The 18,450-nt window shown below is 70.0% G+C and carries 18 protein-coding genes; 12 read left to right on the forward strand and 6 right to left on the reverse strand.

The annotated features are described in order from the left end of the window. Positions 1-64 precede the first annotated feature (64 nt). The 9 genes from K8O92_06545 (at position 65) to mnhG (ending at position 10,398) form a co-directional block, all read left to right on the forward strand. Positions 65-505 carry a hypothetical protein gene (locus K8O92_06545; protein ID UAK33597.1) on the forward strand — a complete coding sequence of 147 codons (441 nt, stop codon included), beginning with the start codon at positions 65-67 and terminating at the stop codon, positions 503-505. A 77-nt stretch (positions 506-582) separates the two neighbouring features. After that, the gene (locus K8O92_06550; protein ID UAK33598.1) at positions 583-2,850 is read left to right on the forward strand and encodes an AAA family ATPase; all 2,268 of its coding nucleotides are present in this window, start codon (positions 583-585) and stop codon (positions 2,848-2,850) included. Positions 2,851-2,929: 79 nt separating this feature from the next. Further along, positions 2,930-4,231, forward strand: a complete 1,302-nt coding sequence (locus K8O92_06555; GenBank protein UAK33599.1) for a hypothetical protein — start codon at positions 2,930-2,932, stop codon at positions 4,229-4,231. Positions 4,232-4,340: 109 nt separating this feature from the next. Further along, a complete protein-coding gene (locus K8O92_06560) occupies positions 4,341-7,253 on the forward strand; it encodes a Na+/H+ antiporter subunit A (GenBank protein UAK35488.1) in 2,913 nt (970 codons plus the stop codon). Continuing rightward, positions 7,250-7,627 (forward strand): Na(+)/H(+) antiporter subunit C, encoded by a 378-nt coding sequence (locus K8O92_06565; GenBank protein ID UAK33600.1) that lies wholly within the window; start codon positions 7,250-7,252, stop codon positions 7,625-7,627. The genes K8O92_06560 and K8O92_06565 overlap by 4 nt, the downstream gene beginning before the upstream one ends. After that, entirely contained in the window at positions 7,624-9,237 is a 1,614-nt protein-coding gene (locus K8O92_06570) for a Na+/H+ antiporter subunit D (GenBank protein ID UAK33601.1), read from the forward strand. The genes K8O92_06565 and K8O92_06570 overlap by 4 nt, the downstream gene beginning before the upstream one ends. Then, complete coding sequence (locus K8O92_06575) at positions 9,234-9,806, forward strand: Na+/H+ antiporter subunit E (GenBank protein UAK33602.1); 573 nt, start codon at positions 9,234-9,236, stop codon at positions 9,804-9,806. The genes K8O92_06570 and K8O92_06575 overlap by 4 nt, the downstream gene beginning before the upstream one ends. Then, on the forward strand, positions 9,806-10,066 hold the full coding sequence (locus K8O92_06580) for a cation:proton antiporter (protein UAK33603.1): 261 nt from the start codon (positions 9,806-9,808) through the stop codon (positions 10,064-10,066). The genes K8O92_06575 and K8O92_06580 overlap by 1 nt, the downstream gene beginning before the upstream one ends. Beyond that, entirely contained in the window at positions 10,063-10,398 is a 336-nt protein-coding gene (gene mnhG, locus K8O92_06585) for a monovalent cation/H(+) antiporter subunit G (protein UAK33604.1), read from the forward strand. The genes K8O92_06580 and mnhG overlap by 4 nt, the downstream gene beginning before the upstream one ends. A gap of 111 nt (positions 10,399-10,509) precedes the next feature. Here the strand turns inward: mnhG and K8O92_06590 are convergent, their stop codons facing one another. Then, positions 10,510-11,262 carry an NAD(P)H oxidoreductase gene (locus K8O92_06590; GenBank protein UAK33605.1) on the reverse strand — a complete coding sequence of 251 codons (753 nt, stop codon included), beginning with the start codon at positions 11,260-11,262 and terminating at the stop codon, positions 10,510-10,512. A gap of 73 nt (positions 11,263-11,335) precedes the next feature. Here K8O92_06590 and K8O92_06595 point away from each other — a divergent pair, with 73 nt between their 5' ends. Then, positions 11,336-12,271 carry an AraC family transcriptional regulator gene (locus tag K8O92_06595; protein UAK33606.1) on the forward strand — a complete coding sequence of 312 codons (936 nt, stop codon included), beginning with the start codon at positions 11,336-11,338 and terminating at the stop codon, positions 12,269-12,271. A gap of 13 nt (positions 12,272-12,284) precedes the next feature. Here the strand turns inward: K8O92_06595 and K8O92_06600 are convergent, their stop codons facing one another. The 5 genes from K8O92_06600 to K8O92_06620 all read right to left on the reverse strand — a co-directional run bounded on the left by K8O92_06600 (position 12,285) and on the right by K8O92_06620 (position 16,689). Further along, entirely contained in the window at positions 12,285-13,643 is a 1,359-nt protein-coding gene (locus K8O92_06600) for a phosphatase PAP2 family protein (protein ID UAK33607.1), read from the reverse strand. Between the two features lie 76 nt (positions 13,644-13,719). Beyond that, the gene (locus K8O92_06605; protein UAK33608.1) at positions 13,720-14,865 is read right to left on the reverse strand and encodes a glutamate--cysteine ligase; all 1,146 of its coding nucleotides are present in this window, start codon (positions 14,863-14,865) and stop codon (positions 13,720-13,722) included. 12 nt (positions 14,866-14,877) lie between these two features. Next, entirely contained in the window at positions 14,878-15,561 is a 684-nt protein-coding gene (locus tag K8O92_06610; GenBank protein ID UAK33609.1) for a superoxide dismutase family protein, read from the reverse strand. A gap of 162 nt (positions 15,562-15,723) precedes the next feature. After that, a complete protein-coding gene (locus tag K8O92_06615) occupies positions 15,724-16,287 on the reverse strand; it encodes a LytR C-terminal domain-containing protein (protein ID UAK33610.1) in 564 nt (187 codons plus the stop codon). Between the two features lie 48 nt (positions 16,288-16,335). Further along, positions 16,336-16,689 (reverse strand): DUF3263 domain-containing protein, encoded by a 354-nt coding sequence (locus tag K8O92_06620; GenBank protein UAK33611.1) that lies wholly within the window; start codon positions 16,687-16,689, stop codon positions 16,336-16,338. A 170-nt stretch (positions 16,690-16,859) separates the two neighbouring features. On the opposite strand from K8O92_06620, the gene K8O92_06625 reads away from it, so the two are divergent. Both K8O92_06625 and K8O92_06630 read left to right on the forward strand, forming a co-directional pair. Further along, on the forward strand, positions 16,860-17,450 hold the full coding sequence (locus tag K8O92_06625; GenBank protein UAK33612.1) for a peptide deformylase: 591 nt from the start codon (positions 16,860-16,862) through the stop codon (positions 17,448-17,450). Beyond that, the gene (locus K8O92_06630) at positions 17,440-18,447 is read left to right on the forward strand and encodes a GNAT family N-acetyltransferase (GenBank protein UAK33613.1); all 1,008 of its coding nucleotides are present in this window, start codon (positions 17,440-17,442) and stop codon (positions 18,445-18,447) included. The genes K8O92_06625 and K8O92_06630 overlap by 11 nt, the downstream gene beginning before the upstream one ends. Positions 18,448-18,450 lie beyond the last annotated feature (3 nt).

Consider the following 18,450-nt stretch of genomic DNA (forward strand, 5'->3'; position numbering starts at 1 on the left):
AAACCGGTACGCTGCTGCGAACGCCGGGCCTTCCGGCGCCACGATCCACCCGGGAAAGCACGGTATGAAACGAATTTCCACCATCGTCCTGGCTGTCGGGACGGTGGGTTTCCTGCTGGCAGGCTGCGGCGGAGCGGACGAGTCCAGCGACGCGAACGCATCGCGCCAGAGTTCCCTGAGCGCGACGATCTCCGCCCCGGCCACGCGCACCACGACCGCTCCCGACGCCGCGACGACGAGCGATTCGGCGCCGACCGACACCCCGGCCACGACGAAGGACAGCGACTCCTCCCTCGGTCCCGCCTCCAGCACCACCTGCGGTGAGTTCCGGAAGCTGGACACCGACGCGGAGAAGGCGCTGATCGAGCAGATCCTGGCGGAAAACCCGGGTGGCCCGTTCGACGGCAGTCCGAACGTCGCGCTGGGCACGGCCAAGCTGGTGTGCCTGTCGCCGAGCGTCGCCGACACCTCGGTCGCGGTGGCCGCCGGAATCGTGCGGAAGTAGCCGGTAGATCGCGGTCCGCGGCCATACCGAGACGACGGACCGTGACCGAGGGCGGGGGCGCGCGGCAGAATGGCACAGTGGCAGAACTGGCACTCACCGCCCGCCTGAATCCCTCGGCCGCCGACGCCCGGCGGGGGGTGGTCCGACTGCATCCGGAAGCGCTGACCGCGCTGGGGTTGCGGGAGTGGGACGGAATCATGCTGGTCGGCTCACGACGCACGGCCGCTGTGGTCGGCGTCGCTCGCCAGGGAACGCCCGCCGGGGTCGCCCTGCTCGATGACGTCACGCTGTCCAACGCCGGACTGCGCGAGGATTCGACGGTGGTGGTCTCCCCCGCGACCGTCTACGGCGCGAAACAGATCGCGGTGAGCGGCTCGGTGCACGCCACCCGCACGATCCCGGCCGCGACACTGCGGCAGGCGCTGCTCGGGAAGGTCGTCACGGTCGGCGACGCGGTCTCCTTGCTGCCGCGCGACCTCGGACCCGACATCAGCTCCACGGCCGCCACCTTGGCGCTGTCGCGCACCTTCGGGATCGCGTGGACCACGGAGTTGCTCACCGTCACCGCCACCGATCCACGCGGGCCGGTGAGCGTGCAGCCGAATACCGCGGTGGTCTGGGGCGCGGGAGCGGTCGCCGCGCGGTACGCCGCCGATCTGGCCTCGGCCGGGACCCCGATCCCGGTTGGCGAGGCCTCGCGCGGCGCCACCGAAGCCGCCGTCTTCGGCACGGCGGCGGGCAACAACGGCGTCGCGACCGGGCGGACCGCGGCGGCCAGGGACACCACGCCGAGCATCTCGGTCGATGACCTGCCGGGAGTGCGCGGCCAAGCCGCGAAGCTCGACGAATGGCTCAGTCTCGCCTTGGACGAGCCCGAACTGCTGCGCACGCTCGGCGCACGACCTCATCTCGGCGTGCTGATCACCGGCCCGGCCGGCGTCGGCAAAGCCACTCTGGCCAGGGCGGTCGCGTCGCCGCGGCGCGTCGTGGAACTCGACGGTCCCACCATCGGTGCGGCCGAGAGCGGCGCACGGCTGCGCGAAGTCGCCGAGGCGGTGGCCGACATCGGCTGCGGCCAGGGCGGCGTCCTGCTGATCACCGACATCGACGCGCTGCTGCCCGCGGATGCCGAGCCGGTCGCCACGCTCATCCTCGACCAATTGCGCGCCGCGATCGCCGAACCCTGCGTCGCGTTCCTCGCGACCACGGCGCACCCCACCGGAATCGACCAGCGACTGCGGGCGCCCGACCTGTGCGACCGCGAACTCGCGCTGCCGCTGCCCACCGCCGCCGTGCGCAAGCAGCTGCTGGAACAGCTGCTGCGCAAGGTGCCGACCGCGGAGCTGAAACTCGACGAGGTCGCCGCGCGCACGCCGGGCTTCGTGGCCTCCGATCTCGCGGCGCTGTGCCGGGAGGCGGCGCTGCGCGCGGCGTCGCGGGCCAGGGAGCACGGCGAACCGCAGCTCACCCAGCCGGACCTGCTCGGCGCGCTGGAGGTCATCCGGCCGCTGTCGCGCTCGGGCATGGAGGAACTCGCCATCGGCAGCCTGGGTCTGCACGACGTCGGCGACATGGTGGAGACCAAGCAGGCGTTGACCGAGGCGGTGCTGTGGCCGCTGCGGCACCCGGACTCCTTCGCCCGCCTCGGCATCGAACCGCCGCGCGGGGTGCTGCTCTACGGCCCGCCCGGCTGCGGCAAGACTTTCCTGGTGCGCGCGCTGGCGGGGACCGGTCAGCTCAGCGTGCACGCGGTCAAGGGCGCCGAGCTGTTGGACCGGTGGGTCGGTTCGTCGGAGCGGGCGGTGCGCGAACTGTTCCAGCGAGCGCGCGATTCGGCGCCCTCGCTGATCTTCCTGGACGAGGTGGACGCGCTGGCCCCCCGCCGCGGCCAGAGCGCCGACGCCGGCGTCGGCGACCGAGTGGTCGCGGCTCTGCTCACCGAGCTCGACGGCGTGGAACCGCTGCGCGACGTAGTGGTTCTCGGCGCGACCAACCGCCCCGATCTGATCGACCCGGCGTTGCTGCGGCCGGGCAGGTTGGAACGGCTGGTCTTCGTGCCGCCCCCGGATGCCGCCGCCCGCAGGGAGATCCTGCGCACGGCGGGCCGCGCGGTGCCGCTGGCCGACGACGTCGACCTCGAAGCCCTCGCACAGCAATTGGACGGCTACTCAGCGGCCGACTGCGCCGCGCTGCTGCGCGAGGCCGCGCTCACGGCGATGCGCCGGGACCTGCAAGCGGCCGACGTCACCGCGGATGACGTGCAGGCCGCCCAAACGGTGGTGCGGCCATCGCTCGACCCGTCGCAAGTCGACGCGCTGCGCCGCTACGCCCTGGATCGAGGATAGGCCGCGCAAATCGCCCCGTTAAGGGCAATTTGTCGGCAATCACAAGATCGCGCGCGAACCACGGGTATGTTCGACAACCGTGCGCAGGGTCGGCGACATTCTCGACGCGACCACGGCCTTCACGGGAGCCGCGGTCGCGGGCGTCACGCTGTTCCTGCCCGTCAGCGTCGGCACGCAAGGTCAGGCCTCGTCGTACCGGATCGCGGGCCTGCTCAACAGCGTGCCCCGCGGCGCCGCGCTGGGGATGATCGTCGCCGTGACGGTGGCCGTGCTGGTCACCACCACCAAGCGGCCGCTGACCGGGTGGGCGACGGCGACGGCCGCCGCGCTGGCGCAGCTGATCAACCACTTCGCCGGACGGCGGGGGTCCACGGCCGAGATGCTGACCACGCAGAACTACATCGACGCGGTGTGCGCCGCGGTGCTGCTCGGCGGGCTGGGCGCGGTGGTGCTGCGCCGACCCCTGCCCGGCGCGGCGTTCGCGGTCGGCGGGGTCGGAATCTTCGGCTTCGGCGATCTCGCGGCCCTGCTGAACATCACCGCGGATCCGTACGCGGTGCTGGAGACCCCGACGCACTGGATGATCGCCGCGGCGCTGGCCATGCTGATGATCAGCACCATGCACAACTGGCGGCGCACCGAGGAGCCGAAGACATCGCGGATGGCGATCGCGCTGCCGGTGGCGCCGATCCTCGCCGCCATGGTGCTCGCGCTGGTGGTGCTGGCCGGCACCGAATGGCTGGGCCGGCAATACAGCAAACTTCCCGCGGAGGGTCACGCGGTCGAGATCGGGATCGTCGTCGCCGCGACGATCGTCAGCGCGACCGCCGCGGCGATGCTGCTGCCCGGACGCGACGGCACCGGCGTGTACCTGGCCGTCAGCCTCACCGCGGCGGTCGACGCCGTGGGTTACGCGGTCCGTCCCGGGTGGACCTCCGCGGTGCTGATCGCGCTGACCGCGGCTGGCGTGGCCATCGGCGCCCGTGTGCCCTCGACGGCAATCGCCATCCTGCTGCTGGCGGGCATCGCGGTATTCGCCATCGTCACCTCCACGTCCGCGGGCACCGTCGCCTTCGCCGTCATCAGCGGCGTCATCGCGTTGACCGCTGGTTACTGCTGCGGTACGACACGACCGCAGTACGCGCCCAGCGGTGTCCTGGCGATCACCGCTCTCTACCTTCCCTCGGCGGTGTCGGTGATGCCGGACAAGTTCAAAGACTGGCGCGAGGACGTGGCGATCCACGACGCGACGCCCGGCCGCACCGCGCTGGCCATTGTCGTCGGCAGCGCGATCGGCCTCGTCATGCTGCGCAAACTCCGGCCGCGCAGCAAGTCGCAGGCGAAAGGGCAACTCGAGAGCGAATCATTAGCGGACATATAGCCCCGCTTCGAACCGATGGCGGACGCCATACTTGCCCCGTCCGCGAAAAATGCAGGGTTTACGTAGGATTGTCCCGAACACCCCGCCGCCCCTACTCGACGGAGTGAGTTTGCTCGCAATCCTGCTCGTCCATGCCGCAGCCGCCTTGTCGGCTCCGCTGTGGGTGCGGGCACTGGGGCGCAACGCTTTCTACCTGCTGGCTTTGGTCCCGCTCGGCTGTCTCGGCTGGGTGATCGCGAATTGGTCCGTTCCGCAGCGCGTTCGGCTGACCTGGGCGCCGAGCATCGCGCTGAACGTCGACCTGCGCTTCGACACCCTCGCGGCCGTCCTGTGCGCGCTCGTGCTGGGCATCGGGGCGCTGGTGCTGGTCTACTGCGCCAGGTACTTCCAGGACGACGAGCCGCGGCTGGAAGTGTTCGCCGCCCAGCTGGTGGCGTTCGCCGGGGCGATGTTCGGCCTGGTCACCAGCGACAACATGCTCTTGCTCTACGTGTTCTGGGAAGCGACGACAGTGCTGTCGTTCCTGCTGATCGGTCACAACGCCGAACAGGCGGCCGGCCGCAGAGCCGCGATCCAGGCGCTGCTGGTGACCGGCGCGGGCGGATTGGCGATGCTGGCCGGCATCGTCGTGCTCGGCACGGTGACCGGCAGCTATCTGCTCTCGGACCTGCTGTCGGGAGCACATTCCCCGAGCGGGGTGGCGGTCGAGATCGCGGTGGCGTTGGTGCTGGTGGGCGCGCTCACCAAATCCGCTGTGGTACCGCTGCATTTCTGGCTGCCCGGCGCGATGGCCGCGCCGACACCGGTGAGCGCGTACCTGCACGCCGCGGCGATGGTGAAGGCCGGTGTGTACCTGGTCGCCCGGCTCGCACCGGTGTTCGCGCAGCACCCGGTGTGGCATCCGCTGGTGCTCACCCTCGGCTTGGCGTCGATGCTGCTGGCCGGGCTGCGAGCACTGCAAGTGGTGGACCTGAAACTGGTGCTGGCCTTCGGCACGGTCAGCCAGCTGGGCTTCCTGATCGTGCTGGTCGGCATCGGCACGCCCGGCGCCGCACTGGCCGGAGTCACCCTGCTCGTCGCGCACGCGCTGTTCAAGGCGTGCCTGTTCCTGGTGGTCGGGATCATCGATCACGGTGCGGGGACCCGCGATCTGCGGCGGCTGTCGGGTCTCGGCCGCCGTGCTCCGGTGCTGTGCGGCACCGCGATCCTCGCCGTGCTCAGTATGGCGGGCATCCCACCGCTGCTCGGGTTCGTGGGGAAAGAGAGCGCCCTGAGCGCCGTACTGGACGCCGGCGTGCTCCCCGCCTGGGCTCGCGGCACGGTGCTCGCCGGAATCGTGCTCGGCTCGATGCTGACAGTCGGCTACAGCATCCGGTTCATCTGGGGAGCTTTCGCGGACAAAGGCAACGAGCCGCGGGCCGCTCCTCGCGCCGCATCCATGGCCCACCAGCCCAGCGACGTACCCGTCATCGGGGGCCGGCCGGAGGCGGTAAGCAGTTTTCGCTGGCACGCGCCGGGCGCTGTCTTCGTGGCGGCACCGGTGATCCTCGCCATCGCGAGCCTGGTGGCAGGTCTCGCACCGTCCTGGCTGGACGCACGGCTGCGCCCCTACGCCGAAACGCTGACCGGCCCCGCGTTCCCCCCTCTGGCGCTGTGGCACGGATTCACCCCGCCGCTGGCGTTGACGGTGCTGATCGTCACCGTGGGCGTCCTGCTGTTCCGGCTGCGCGACCGCTTCCCCGAATCCGCGGCCGCGCAGCCCCGCCTGGGCAACGCCGACCGCGCCTACGACGCCACGCTGCGCGCGATGGACACCCTCTCGCTGCGGATGACCGGCGCCGTGCAGCGCGGGTCGTTGCCGCTGACCCAGGCGACGATCCTGGTCACGCTGATCATCCTGCCGACCGTCCTGCTCGCCCTCGGCGCCCGCACCGGCGTGACGCCGCGCCTGTGGGATTCGCCGCTGCAAGCGGCCATCGGCGCGATCATGGCGGTGACCGCGATCGCCGCGACGGTGCTGCGCAACCGCTTGGCCAGCGTGCTGGTCGTGGGGGTGACCGGGTACGGCTGCGGGGTGATCTTCGCGCTGCACGGGGCGCCCGACCTCGCGCTGACCCAATTCCTGGTGGAGACGCTGACCCTGGTGATCTTCGTCCTCGTCCTGCGCGCTTTCCCCGCGCGGATCGAGGCCCGCCGCAGGGCCGCGTTCAAGGTGCGCAGGGCGATCCTGGCGGTGGGGACGGGAACGGCGGTCGCGGTGCTGGCCGGTTTCGCCGTCGCGGCCCGCACCGCCGAACCCGTCTGGCCCCGGATTCCCGATGCCGCCTACGAGTTCGGCGGCGGCAAGAACGCCGTCAACGTCCTGCTCGTCGACCTGCGGGCGTGGGACACCCTCGGCGAGATCTCGGTGCTCGTCGTCGCCGCTACCGGCGTCGCCTCACTGGTGTTCCGCAGCAGGCGTTTCGGCAGCGCGCCGCGCGCGACGGACTCCCCCGACTACGACCCGGAACTGGTGAGCTGGCTGCCCGCGGGCCGTCTGGTCGACCGGGCCGAACGGTCGATGGTCCTGCAGATCACCACGCGGCTGGTGTTCCCGACCATCATGGTGCTGTCGGTCTACTTCTTCTTCTCCGGCCACAACGCACCCGGCGGTGGATTCGCCGGTGGGCTCACCGCTGGACTCGCGCTGACCCTGCGGTATCTCGCGGGTGGCCGCTACGAATTGGGCGAGGCGCTGCCCGTCGACGCGGGTCACGTCCTGGGCGCGGGTCTCACCTTGGCCGCGGGCACGGCCGTTTCGTCGCTGCTGCTCGGCGCGCCCCCGCTGTCCTCGGCGATCTTCGAGGTGTCGCTACCGGTTGTCGGCCACGTCAAGGTGGTCACCGCTCTGTTGTTCGATCTCGGGGTCTATCTCATCGTGGTCGGCCTGGTGCTGGATGTGCTGCGCAGCCTGGGCGCGCGGCTCGACAGCGAACTGGCCGACGCCGAGAACCCCTCGGCGAAAGGCGACCCCGGCACATGACCGTCAATCTGACACTGCTGGTGGTAATCGGCATCCTGGTCGCGTGCGGGGTGTATCTGATCCTGGAACGCGCCGTGTCGAAGATGCTGCTCGGGCTGATCCTGTTCGGCAACGCGGTGAACCTGCTGATCCTCACCGCGGGCGGCGGCGACGGCAAACCGCCCATCCGCGGCGAGGCGGACGTCGACGAGATGGCCGACCCGCTCGCCCAGGCGATGGTGCTCACCGCGATCGTGATCACCATGGGCATCGCGGCATTCGTTCTCGCCCTGGCCTACCGCGCCTACACGCTCACCACCAGCGACGACGTCGCCGACGACCAGGAAGACGCGGATGTCGCACGGCGGCGCGCCGGAGAGGACCCGGAGACGTGAACCTGTCCCCCGGCCTGCTGCCGATTCTCGCGCCGCTGCCGGTGCTCGTTCCGCTGCTCGGCGCCGCGGCCACGCTCGTGTTCGGCCGCAGGCCCCGCGTCCAGAGCGTGGTCATCGTCGCCGCGCTCGCCGGTGTCGTGGTGATCTGTGGTCTGCTGCTGTACCTGGCCGATCGGGACGGCACCACCGCGTTGCAGGTCGGCGGCTGGGCGGCCCCGATCGGCATCACGCTGGTGGTCGACCGGCTCTCGGCGGCGATGCTGCTGGTCTCGTCGGTGGTGCTGCTGTCGGTCGCGCTGTACGGCGCGGGCCAGAACATCCGCGACGGCGACGAGCGACAGCCCACCTCGATCTACCGCCCCACGTATCTGGTGCTGACCGCCGGTGTCTGCGCCGCCTTCCTGGCCGGTGACCTGTTCAACCTCTTCGTGGGCTTCGAAATCCTGCTCGCGGCGTCGTTCGTCCTGCTCACCGTAGGCGCGACCACCGAACGCATCCGGGCGGGCGTGGCCTACGTGATGGTTTCGATGGTGTCGTCGCTGATCTTCCTCACCGGCATCGGCCTGGCCTACGCGGCCACCGGAACGCTGAACCTGGCCCAGCTCGCCGTCCGGTTCGGCGACGTGCCGGAGGGCACACGCACGGCGATCTTCGCGGTGCTGCTGGTGGCGTTCGGCATCAAGGCGGCCGTGTTCCCGCTGTCGAACTGGCTGCCCGACTCCTATCCGTCCGCCCCGGCCCCCGTCACCGCAGTTTTCGCCGGCCTGCTCACCAAAGTCGGTGTGTACGCCATCATCCGGACGCACTCGCTGTTGTTCCCCGACGGCGGCTTCGACTCGGTGCTGCTGGTGTGCGGCCTGCTCACCATGCTCGTAGGCATCCTCGGCGCCATCGCGCAGAGCGACATCCGCCGTCTGCTGTCGTTCACGCTGGTCAGCCACATCGGCTACATGGTGTTCGGGGTCGGACTGGCCAATGCGGCCGGACTGTCGGGCGCGGTGTTCTATGTGGCGCACCACATTCTGGTGCAGACCGCGCTGTTTCTGGTGGCGGGCCTGATCGAACGGCAAGCAGGATCCACTTCGCTGCGCAGATTGGGCGGGCTGGCCGCGGCCAGCCCGCTGCTGGCCGTGTTGTTCCTGATCCCCGCCTTGAATCTCGGTGGCATTCCGCCGTTCTCCGGGTTCGTCGGCAAGGTCGCGCTGTTGCAGGCGGGCGCCGAGCGGGGCAGCGTGCTGGCCTGGATGCTGGTCGGCGGCGCCGTGCTCACCAGCCTGCTCACCCTCTATACCGTCGCACGGGTATGGAGCAAAGCGTTCTGGCGACCGCGCGAGGACGCGCCCGAGGGCCATCTCACCGCGGCGAGGCCGCCGACGCTGATCGAGGAAACGACCGACGTGCACTACGACGAGCGCACCGATCCAGGCCGGATGCCGCCGCTGATGGTGTTGTCCACCGCGGCGCTCGTGCTGGCCGGTCTGTGCCTGACGGTGCTGGCCGGTCCGATCCTCGCGATCGCCGACCGGGCCGCGCTCGACCTGCGCGACCCCGGCGTGTACATCGTTGCGGTGCTGGGTGATACGCCCGGCGATCGAGGAGGTCCGCGATGAGCGTCGAGCAGACCGGCCGCGGCAGGGCGCGCGACACTGTCGTCCGGGTCGGCATCCTGGTCTGGCTCACCCTGGTGTGGCTCGCCCTGTGGGGTGATCTCAGCACCGCGAACCTGTTGGGCGGACTGGTGATCGCCGCACTGATCATGGTGGCGCTGCCGCTGCCGCGAGTGCCGGTGTCCGGCCGGCTGAATCCGTTTCCGCTCCTCGAATTGGTCGTGGTGAGCGCTTATTACGCGGTGGAATCGAGTCTCCAGGTCGCCTGGCTCGCGATCCGGCCCGCCCCGATGCCGGTGTCCGGGGTGCTGCGCGTGTACGCCCGCACGCGATCGGACTTGGTGCTGGTGTTGTGGAGCGATCTGCTGAACCTGATTCCCGGCACCATGGTGCTGGAGATCGACCGCGGGCGCTGTGTGGTCTACGTCCACGTCCTCGACGTCGGCAGCGACGCGGCCGTCGACAAGTTCTACCGGACCACCCGGCGGCTGGAACGACTGCTGATCGAAGCGTTCGAGCGCTCGACGGGATGGCCGTACTCCCGACCGGTCGAGCCTCCGGAGGTGACATAGTGACCGTGGTCGCCGTGGTCGCCGCCGTCATCCTGACCGCGGCCGCGCTGCTCACCACTTACCGCGTCGTCATGGGGCCGAGCACTTTGGACCGGGTGGTCGGTGTCGACTCGCTGATGGCCATCGCGGCCTCCGGACTGGCCGTGTGGGCGGCTTACAGCGCCGACACCACCGTGGTGCCCGCGATCGTCGCGCTGGCGCTGGTCGGGTTCCTGGGCTCGGCCGCGGTGTCCCGATTCCGGGTGCGGGACGACAAATGAATCTGTGGCATGTGCTCGCGGGCACCTTGATCCTGTTCGGCTCGACGCTCGCGCTGACCGCCGCGGTCGGCATCGTGCGCTTCCCCGACACGCTGACCCGGATGCACGCCGCCACCAAGCCGCAGGTCATCGGGCTGATCCTGGTGCTCGCGGGCGCCGCGATCCAGCTACGCGGGCACGGCAACGTCTGGGCGCTGGCGCTGGTCGGCCTGTTCACCCTGCTCACCGCACCGGTGATCGCCCATCTCATCGGCCGCACCGCCTATCGCGAGCAGCGCCACCGCGACGGGCTGTTGCGCATCAACGAGATGCGCGACGACGACATCGACTAGCTCGGGTCTCGAAGTCGGTGAGGGCGGGCCTTGCCCACCCTCACCGGTGTCGGATCCATTGGTTGGTGGCGGCGATGTGGAGTGCGGCAGGTAGAGGTAACCCGTCAGTGGTCAGGCCGGAACCCGGTCGGCGGCGAGGAAATCGTCGACGAAGCCCAGCGCCCGGTTCTCGAAGCCCACATAGTGGGCTTCACGGACCGCGCCGGTGAGGGCTTCATCGAACAGCAGATTGCCCGCGGCGTCCAGACGCTGCCGCTTTTCCTCCGCGCCGGCCAACAGCCCCACCGACGACTGTGCGAGGCCGCAGTAGTAGGCGACACCGTCGTTGAGTTGCGCGCTCAGGGCATCCTGCATGAGTTCGACGACCGCGTCGTCGTCTGCCGCGCCCGCCAGGCCCAGCCACAGCATCCGCTTGCCCGCGAGCCGGGGCTTGCTGCGGCCGTAGGCGAATCCGTAGTTCCACACCCGATCGATCCAGCCCTTCAGGATCGCCGGGACCTGCATCCAGTACACCGGGAACACGGCGACGATCACGTCGGCGGCGCGGATGCGCCGCATATGGCTCTCGACTTCCGGAGAGTAGGTCTTCTCCCGATTGCCCCAGTCCGGGAGGTCGGCGGCGGTCATCCGGGGATCGAAGTTCTCGGCGTGCAGGTCCAGCAGGTCGATCCGGTAGCCGGCCGCGGTGAGCCGCCGGGTGGTCAGTTCAGCGATATGGGCGGTCAGCGAATCGGGCCGGGGGTGAGCGACGACAACCAGCGCGGTGCGGGTGGTCGTGGTGTCCACGGTCGGGTTGTGCTGCACGGGGGCCTCCCATGTGAGTCCGGAGTTCCGGACGAGTCGGTTTGTGCGGTCTGGTCCCATTCCACACTCCCGACAATGGACGATCTATGGGTAAAGATCTACATTCGATAGGAGTTCGTCTACCATCGACGGTGTGGACCCATTGAGCAAACTGCTGGGCGGTATCCGTGCCGAGGGAGCCGTGCTCACCACCGCGGTTTTGGAAGCACCGTGGAGCATCCGGTTCGCCGACGAAGCGCCGCTGACCATGGTCACCGTGCTGCGCGGTGGGGGAACACTGCTGCTGCCGGGCGGTCTCGAGCGTCGGATCACGGTAGGGGACACCGCGATCGTGCGCGGCCCGGAACCCTTCGTCCTCGTCGACAGCGCGGATACTGTCCGCCTACCGCACGAGGAATACGAGGTCGCCTGTTTCGCGCCGGACGCGAAATGCGATCCCGTGCTGGACGGCGGTCGCTGGGGAAACGGCCCCGCCGGTGAGACCGCTCTGATCGTCGGCGCCTACCGCGCGTCCGGCCGGCGCCACGAACGGCTGCTGAGTGCTATACCACCCGTCCTGGTCGTGACCGACGATGTCGAGGTGTGCGCGTGGATGGAGTCGATCGCCGTGGATGCGGCCCGGCGTCCGGCCGGAGCGCAGGCGATGATGGACCGGCTGCTCGACTGGGCGCTGGTGTGCACGCTGCGCGACTGGTTCGAGGGGCTGGACGCTGCCGCGCCGGGTTGGTACCGCGGGTCGGCCGATCCGGTGGTCGGGCCGGCGTTGGAGGCCATGCACGGAAAGCCGGCCGCCGGTTGGACGGTCGCGTCACTGGCCGCCGAGGCGGGGGTATCGCGGGCGCTGTTCGCACGGCGGTTCTCCGAGGTCATGGGACAGTCGCCGCTGGCGTATCTCACCGAATGCCGGATGGATGAGGCGGAGGAACTACTGGTCGACCGGAGTCTCACCGTGGCGCAGGTGGCGAAGGCCGTCGGTTATGCGGACGCTTTCGGTTTCAGTGCGGCGTTCAAGCGCCATCGGGGTATCCGGCCCAGCGATTTCCGCGCCACCGCCGATCTCGGAGCGTGAACCGGTACCGGTCTCAGCTCGCGACGGGCTCGACTTCCCGCTCGGCCTGCCGCGGCTGCCGCACGGTCGCGAACCACGTCGCGTGGAATGCCGCGGCGAGTCCGGCCAGCAGCCCGAGCACGACCGTGCCCGCGAACACCGGGTACTCGGCCATGGGCACGGCGAGGTACCGGTAGGACAGCAACAGCACGGCCAGCACGACCGCACCGGAGGCGACCAGCCGGACCCGGAACCATCCCCAGCCGCGCTCCGGCTCGCGCAGCGCCGACTCGACGGTCAGGCACAGCACCGCGCCCGCGACCAGGTCGACGCCGTAGTGGTATCCGAAACCCAGGGTGGCGGCCAGAGTGGCCAGCAGCCAGAACGCACCACCCCAGCGCAGCCAGGCCGGTGCGGGCTCGCCGTCGCTGTCGCGACGGGTGTGCAGGAACACCGACAGCGCCCAGGCCGTGTGCATGGAGGGCATGCAATTGCGTGGAATCGCGGCGTCGAACGGCAGCGGCATCGGAGTCCGGTCGATCGGCGGCACCACGCCCGGCCAGTAGTTGCCCAGTTGCAGCCCGTCGCCGTCCGGTCCGTACGCGAACATCGGCCCGACGACCGGGAACAGGACATACACCAAAGGGCCGATCAACCCCAGCACCAGAAAGGTCCGCACCAGGTAGTGCGACGGCCAGCGGCCCGACGACATCACGCGGCGCAGCTGCCACACCGCCACGACGATCGCCGCCACCGGCAACTCGATATAGACCCAGTGCAACACCGCGTAGACCACTGGGCCGAGCGCGTCGACCGCACGGCCGAGCACCCACGACGGATCGCCCAGCGCGTGGTCGGCCAGCATCACGTACTCGTCGAGCACCGTCGGCCTGCCGATGACGGTGACGTGCAGCCACACGTCGCCGACCTTGGTGGCCAGGATGAGCAGCGCGCCCAGCGCGGCCGCGTGCAGCGCGGCGCGTCGTTCGGCGCCCGGCCAGCGCAGCCAGGCCACCAGCGCCAAGCCGGTCAGCACGATCACCGGGCCGTTGCCTATCGCGAACGGCTCGCCCGCCAGCAAGCGGGCCCCCGCCCACACCACGTCGACGGACACCGCGATGCCGACCGCGACCAGCCGCCTGCGGGCCGAGATGCCCACCAGCGCAAGGACCAATCCGGCCCAGGGCACCGACATGGATTTGGGTGTACCGACGTAGTCCCGCGCCAAACTCTCCAGCGGGCCTTCGAACCTCTGCCAGGTCGCGACGACCTGCAACACGATCAGCAGCACCGGCACCGCGGCCACCGCCGCGGTGACCCGAACCCGGGTCTGTGGCACGCGGCGGCTCGATACCGCTCTTCCTGCTTTGGAACCCGGGTCTTCGACTAGCATCCGACCATAGTAAACGGGGGGTGAACTGCGTCCCCCTGGCCAGCTGAACAGCAACCGACCTGTCCGCGGCCGGACGCTACTGTTTCAGCTCCTCGACCAGCGCGTCCACCACCGCGACCAAATCGCCCTGCGACGCCGCGGCAACTCGGCGTTGACGCTGATAAGAGGCCCCGCGCTTGGGGATCTCGGCGACCAGCGCGAGCTCGTCCGCGCAGTTCAGCCGTGCCGCCGTCGGTTCCAGCCGGTTCAGCAGATCGTTCAGGTCGTCGGTGACCAACCGCTCATTGCTGTCGGAGTCGGTGATGATGATCGCGTCCAGCCCGTAACGGGCTGCCCGCCACTTGTTCTCCTGCACATGCCACGGAGGCAGGGTGGGCAGGTCCTCGCCGTTCTCGACGCGGCGATCCAGGTCGACGATCAGGCAGTGGATGAGCGCGGCCATCGCGGCGAGCTCGGCGCGCGTGGAGATCCCGTCGCACACCCGCACCTCGATGGTGCCCCACTTCGGCGCCGGACGGATGTCCCAGTGCATGCCGCCGAGCTGTGTGAAGACGCCGGTCTTGATCTGATCGTGCACGAAATGCTCGAACTGGGTCCAGTTCTCGAACTGGAACGGCAGGCCCGCGGTCGGCAGCTGCTGGAACATCAGCGTTCGGTTGCTGGCGTAGCCGGTGTCCGATCCGGACCACATCGGCGAGGACGCCGACAACGCGAGCAGATGCGGATACGACAGCAGCAACGAGTTGAGGATCGGGAACACCTTGTCGCGGTGGGAGACTCCGACGTGCACGTGCACGCCCCAGATCATCATCTGCCTGCCCCACCACTGCGTGCGGTCGATCAGCTCGTCGTAGTGCTCCGACCGGGTCAGCTGCTGAGCCGACCACTGCGCGAACGGATGGGTTCCCGCGCAGAACACGTCGACGCCGAGCGGGTCGCCCGCGCGCCGCACCGTGTTCATGGTGCCGGTCAGATCCTCCACCGCCGCGCCGACGGTCTCGTGCACGCCGGTGACGAGTTCCACGGTATTGCGCAACAGCTCCTTGGTCACCTGCTGCGTGCCGTCGTGGGCGCGCAGGTCACCGAGCGAATCGAAGACCGCCGCAGCGGTATTCGACAGATCGCGGGTCACCTTGTCCACCAAGGCGATCTCCCATTCGACCCCGATGGTGGGCCGGGGCGAACCTTCGAAGGGAACGTGCTCGATTCCTGCCCCGGCCATATGCCACCCGCGCTACTGGATCACGCCACAGGCGACACGGCCACCCGCGTCGCCCGTCGCTAGGGTCGTGTCGTCGGGGCCCGCGACGCCATCGGCACGGACGTAACGGTTGGGAATGTTGCCGAAGTTGTCGGCGTCGGCGTGGATGATCAGGGCCTTGCCCTTCACCTCGTCCAGGGTCACCGAATCGGTGGTGGTGACCAGCTTGGCGGCGCCGTCGGAGCGCACCTCCAACGATGTCAGGTCACCGCTGGCCGGGTGGGTGTTGGCGCTGCCGACCTGGAGGTGACCACCGGCGGACAGGAAGTCGCCCGCCGGGCCTCCGGTCGGCGCGACCGAGTTGGGCTCGCACTTGCCGACCTGGTGCACATGCATGCCGTGGAAGCCGGGACGCAGTCCGCGGACCTCGACCGTGACCTGCAGGTGCTCGCCCTCCTCGGCGAAGTTCGCGGTGCCGATCGAGGCGCCCGAGGGGTCCTTCAGCTGCACGGTCACCCCCGGAGCGGTGTGCGGCGTGCCGTGCTCGGTGCTCGACTGTCCGGCCGGAGCGGGGGACCCGGTCCACACCGGCGGGGGCGTTCCCTGGACGTCACTCGACTCCTGGCTGTTCGAGCAGGCGGCGAGGCCGAAGACCGCGACCGCGAGCACCGGGGTCACAGTCCGCCAGGACGGGCGTCGAGTTGGGGACGGGGCCATCGGGGAACTCCTTTACGAGTACCGAGTTTACGAGTAAAGCTGGGTGGACACGTTCGTTACCGGACAAGATGATGCCACGGCCGCCGTGTCGCGCCCCCGACAGGGCGGCACGCCCTCACCTGACCTTCACCGCTGCGTGCGCGCGAACGGCGACCACACGGGTCAGTTACCCGTGACGATCACCGTTACACCCGGCCCGGTGTCCCCGATCCCGGCCGACTTCGGCTCCACGGATGCGTCGAGTTCGTCCGCGACGGCCTGCGCCGCCTCCTTGTCGCCGGGCGAATTGCCGTAGTACACCGTGGTTTTCGCGATATTGGCGCCGGGATAGTTGCCGGTTCCCGCGATCGTCCACCCACTTGCCGAGAGCTGATCGGCCGTCTTGGCGGCGAGCCCGGCCACCATGCTGTTGTTGAGCACGCGCACCGGCACCGAACGGGCTGCCGTGGAAGTGGACGCCGCGGGAGTCGACGTCACGGTCGCCCGCGCGGTGGACGAGGACGCGGCCGAGGTGGGCGCCTTGGGCGCGGTGGTGCTCGCCGGTACCTGGGGCGCGGCGGTCGCGCTGGTGGTCGGCGATTCGCTGGTTCCCGAGGCGTCGGTGTCGGCATCGGAATTCGACAGCGACATCGCCCCGAGACCGGCGAAAACGATGGCCAACGCGATCAGCACCATCGCCAGGGCGCGCAACGGTGGCCCACCGGAGGTGGGATTCGGGTAGCTCACCCTCGCGAGCCTAGTCGCACCGGGCGGGTCCGGGTCCGCATCGCCGGGTCAGACCTGGAATCCCAGCCGCCGCGCCGCGCGCGCCTTCTGCCTGCTCGCGCGCAGCCTGCGCAGCCGCTTGACCAGCATCGGATCGGCGGCCAGCGCTTCCGGCCGGTCGACCACCGCGTTCAGCACCTGGTAGTACCGGGTCGGCGACATGGCGAACAGCTCGCGGATGGCCTCTTCCTTCGCCCCGGCGTACTTCCACCACTGGCGCTCGAAGGCCAGGATGTCGAGGTCGCGACGGCTCAGCCCGTCGCCGTCGGCCTGCTCGGCCGCAGTGTGCCCCGCCGTGGCATCCGCGCTTGCGGAAGGGTCGTCCTGGATCGCGGAAAGATCCCGTGCCGCTGCGCCGTCCATCTCGCTCCCTCGCCGAGTGACCACCAGACGAAAATGGTGCTTGTACGTCGCGGAACATTCAACCACGCGCACCGGGAATCGCCCGGTCCGCGGCGCGGCGTGTTCCCTACCGGCCGGTAGCGGCGGTACCCGAGGCGCTGTGACGTGGCACCCACGGCAATAATCGGCATATGGCAATCCTCCCGATCGTGATCGTCGGCGACCCGGTTCTGCACAACCCGACCGCGCGGGTCACCCAATCGCCGGAGGAATTGGCCCCGCTCATCGCGGACATGTACGACACGCTCGACGCGGCACACGGCGTCGGGCTCGCGGCCAACCAGGTCGGCGTCGGGCTGCGCCTGTTCGTCTACGACTGCCCCGACCTCGGCCCGGACGGCACCGCGACCCGGCGTCGCGGGGCGGTGATCAACCCGGTGCTGGAGACCTCGCAGATCCCGGAGACCATGCCGGACCCGGACGACGACGAGGAGGGCTGCCTGTCGGTGCCCGGCGAGCAGTTCCCCACCGGCCGCGCCGAATGGGCCAAGGTGACCGGCACCGATGAGCACGGGCAGCCGGTCGAGGTGGAGGGCAAGGGCTTCTTCGCTCGGATGCTCCAGCACGAGGTCGGGCATTTGGACGGGTTCCTGTACGTGGACGTGCTGCTCGGCCGCAACGCGCGGGCCGCCAAGAAGGCGATCAAGCGAAACGGCTGGGGCACACCGGGTTTGAGCTGGCTGCCCGGCACCGATCCCGACCCGTTCGGGCATGACGACTGACCCCGCCGCCGGCCTGCCCGATATTCCGCTCGGCCGCCGCGTGGTGCTGCGCTATCAACTGCCCGCGGGTTATCCCCAACCGCTGACCGACGTGATCGGCGAGCTTCTCTCGCTGGATCCGCCCACCGTGCGCGGCGCCGACGGCCAGGTCGTCTCGGTGGCGCCGGACCGGGTGGTCGCGTTGAAAGCCATCGGCCCCAGACCGATTCGCACGAAGGAGATCCGCGCGCTCGAGGCCGCGGCCGCCTACGCCTGGCCCGGTGTCGAGCACAGCTGGATCGACGGGTGGTTGGTGCGCGCGGGCCACGGCTACACCGGCCGAGCGAACTCCGCTGTGCCGCTGGGCAACTCCGGCAGCCCCGCCGTCGTGTCCGCGGAGACGCTGCACCGGATCGGCGAGTGGTACACCGCGCACGGCCTGCCCTTGCAGCTCGCGCTGCCCGACCGGCTGGCACCGACGCCGCCCGGCTGGCACAGCTGGCGGGAGACGCTCATGCTGGCACTCGACATCGACAATTTCGTCCTGCCGCGGGGTCCGTCGATGGTGCGGATCGCGCCCGCCCCCGACGCCGACTGGCTGGAGATGCACCGCTATGGCGGCGAGGCCCCGGCCGCGCAGGCGGTGCCCGCCCCCGCGCCGGTTCCCGAGGTGCTGACCGCGGTCCTGGACGGCGAACTCGGCTTCGCCTCGCTGGGCCTGCCGCGTCCCATCGCGATCGGCCGCGGCGCGCTCACCACCGCCCCGGACGGACGCCGGTGGGTCGGGCTCACCTGCGTGGCCGTCGCGGCCGCGCACCGCAGGCACGGGCTCGGCTCGCTGGTCTGCGCCGAACTGGTGCGCTGGGGCCGCGAACGCGGCGCGAGGCACGCCTATCTCCAGGTGGAAGCCACCAACGAGCCGGCCCGCGCGATGTACCGCGAACTGGGATTCGTCGAACACCACGCCTACCGCTACGCCGCGCCCGAACCCCTCGCCGGGCCCGGCGGCCTGCGGTAGAAC

The organism is Nocardia asteroides (genome assembly GCA_019930625.1).
GTDB lineage: Bacteria > Actinomycetota > Actinomycetes > Mycobacteriales > Mycobacteriaceae > Nocardia > Nocardia sputi.